Origin of the sequence: Hydrogenophaga sp. (assembly GCF_041633695.1) — a bacterium.
GTDB lineage: Bacteria > Pseudomonadota > Gammaproteobacteria > Burkholderiales > Burkholderiaceae_C > Hydrogenophaga.
The window spans coordinates 1-2,571 of the sequence record NZ_JBFJMY010000536.1; the positions used below are offsets into that span (position 1 = coordinate 1).

General features: G+C 60.7%; 1 protein-coding gene. It reads right to left on the bottom strand.

Annotated elements, in window-relative coordinates; genetic code table 11:
* Positions 1 to 934 precede the first annotated feature (934 nt).
* Complete coding sequence (locus ABYB95_RS21310; protein ID WP_372661638.1) at positions 935 to 2,362, bottom strand: hypothetical protein; 1,428 nt, start codon at positions 2,360 to 2,362, stop codon at positions 935 to 937.
* Positions 2,363 to 2,571: the final 209 nt, after the last annotated feature.

Consider the following 2,571-nt stretch of genomic DNA (forward strand, 5'->3'; position numbering starts at 1 on the left):
GAGCTGGAGCTGGAGCTGGAGCTGGAGCTGGAGCTGGAGCTGGTGCTGGTGCTGGAGCTGGTGCTGGTGCTGGTGCTGGTGCTGGAGCTGGAGCTGGAGCTGGTGCTGGTGCTGGTGCTGGTGCTGGTGCTGGTGCTGGTGCAGGAGCTGGAGCCGACCCTATGGGCGTTGACGTAGACGGGGTGCCCGTCGAGTTGTCAGGCATGCCGGTTGCGCCGCTACCGCCACCACAACCCGCCAACGCAGCCATGGCCACCATGGAAAACAGGGTGGGCAAGCGGGTTCGGGCTGCTTTGGTGGCGCCGGTGCGGTGTGTGCTGGAGTTCATAGGATGAGCTGGTTTACGTGGGTGGCAGCCAGTAGGGGCACAAAGCTGAGAAAGCGGTCAATCCCGCGTGAATTGAATCGGGTTTTCGTTGCAACCCTGTGAACCACAGATAGAAGTCGATGCGTTCATACAGAGTGCTTCGGGTTATTGAGGGCCGACTTTAGATAGCTGCGAACGGGATGAACTTGTTTTCCGACCAAATACCAATCCAATGCGATGCGCGGCGAATTGGTAACAACAAGATACAAATGGCGGTAATCATCAAATTCAGACCCGTCTTTATTTTTCAAGGACGCAGAGATCTATTCAAAGTCAGGGAAAAGGCGAGATATCCAACGGGCATGAAAAGCGCAGGCAGAAGTCTTTTTAGGACCTTGTTTGGGTCTTCTAAGCGCCAAGCGAGGTGGACAAGTGGGTGTTGGGAATGGAATCCAAACCAGCGCCGGTCGGACGCCCACCAATGGCATGGAACCGACAGGGACCAGGGCGCACTCAACCGACAGGCGATTATCAGGGGATGCTCGGGGGTAGACGTAGCAGCGTGTTACCGGATGGATGGCGGCTGTTTGGCGCCCAAACAGCGAATTTACCGGGATTTTCGTACGTCTACTGAGACAATAGTTCACCTGTGGGCCCAGTGGCCCCGGGAAAGCTAGGATTTCCCCTGGGTTGATCGAAGAAGTCCTTTGTTACAAGTTGGGCCGGCGGTATGTTGTCGGGAGGGGATTTCCACTGGAGTTGCAAGGCGTCGGGTGAACGAAAAACGGCTTCGCTGTGCACCAGCAAGTTGTTCTCCTGGGCCAGGGTGCTGCCATCTCTGGCGTACACACCGCCCTCCAACAGGTTGCCATAGAGCAGCGCTCTTGCAGGTGCCCGGCGCGCGGTGATGCCAGCGGTGTTGATCAAGGTGTTGTGGGCCAGCACGATGTCGGTGGCGTGGTTGATGTCCAGCCCGGCGTCGTTGCAATGGGCGACCACGTTGTTGGCGGCCAGTCCTTGCGTGTGTTCATGGCCCAGGCATTGCTGTGTTCGGCACGAAGCGGGGTCCGTGCCGCCGCCGCCAAACGAAATCCCGACCCGCACGCCCGGTCGCGAGATGCCGGTGGGCGAGCAGATCACCAGGTTGCGCTCGAAAATGCCGCCTTCGCTAGCGCCCTTCATGAACATGCCGAACGACACCTGGTTGCCGTCCAGCTTGCTGAATTGGCTGACCAGGTTGTCTTGTACCCGCCAGTGGCTGGCGCCCACCAGATCGAATGGCACCACCGACCGGTCGGTGTCGCGTGGTGCGGTGTTGGTCAGGGTGTTGAAGGCCAGCCAACCGTGGTCCGGCCAGTCGGGCCCAAGCCCATTGACCTTGATGTGGGCATTGAAGTCCTGGATGTGGTTGTTGCGCAGCGTGGTGGACGCGGCTTTGCCGACCACGTGAAAGGCGTGCTCGCAGTCTGTGTGCCGGACGCAAACGCCCCGGATGTTGAGGTTTTCAAAGATCCAGTGTGGTCGGTCCACCAGAAAGCCCTCGTCCTGGGAAAAGGCCAGCACAACCGATCCGGGCTGTTCAGCCGACAGCACGATGGGCGCCAGACGTTCGCCGTCGTGTCCCAGGCGCAGATTTTGATTGAAGGTGTACAGGCCGGGCGCGATCACGATCCGGGTGCCTGCCGGGGCCTGCATGAGCGCGTCGCGGATGTCCTGGGGTGTCGCGACGCTCAGCTCGCGCAGCGGTGGACCGGCGAGGTCGGTCAAGCCCTGTTTTTGTTGGCCTTTGCCCAAGGTGGGCAGAGGCGTCTGGTCGGGGGGCGTGCGTTCCAGCCGGCTTTGCCAGGCGCCGAGCAGGGGCAGCGCCACCGACTCCAGTTTCGGGTGGCCTTGCAGCCTTTTCTGGGCGTAGCGAATCCATTCGTTGGCGCTGCGACTGGTCAGACCTTCCCGGACCGCCGCACCACTGGGTCCTGCCAACCAGGCCAGGGCGGCGATGGACAGCAACATCGCCGCCAGCAGCAAGCCCAGGGCGCGCCATTGCCACTTGCTCATGGCCGCAGGGAGACGGTGTGCCCGGATCGCATGCGGGAATGATACGTGCAAGCAGATCCTGGGCAAGGCGCCTTGGCGGTGTCGGGTAGCGGCTTGTCAGCGAAGCATCGGTATGATGCTTTCGACTGCATGGGGTCTTAACGACATCGCGACATCGGGGAACGCATGAAAATCACAGTGGTGGGAACAGGTTACGTGGGTTTGGTCAC

Excerpts from the sequence above, each read along its gene's own strand:
- ABYB95_RS21310 (WP_372661638.1), bottom strand. The coding sequence starts at position 2,362 with ATGAGCAAGTGGCAATGGCGCGCCCTGGGCTTGCTGCTGGCGGCGATG.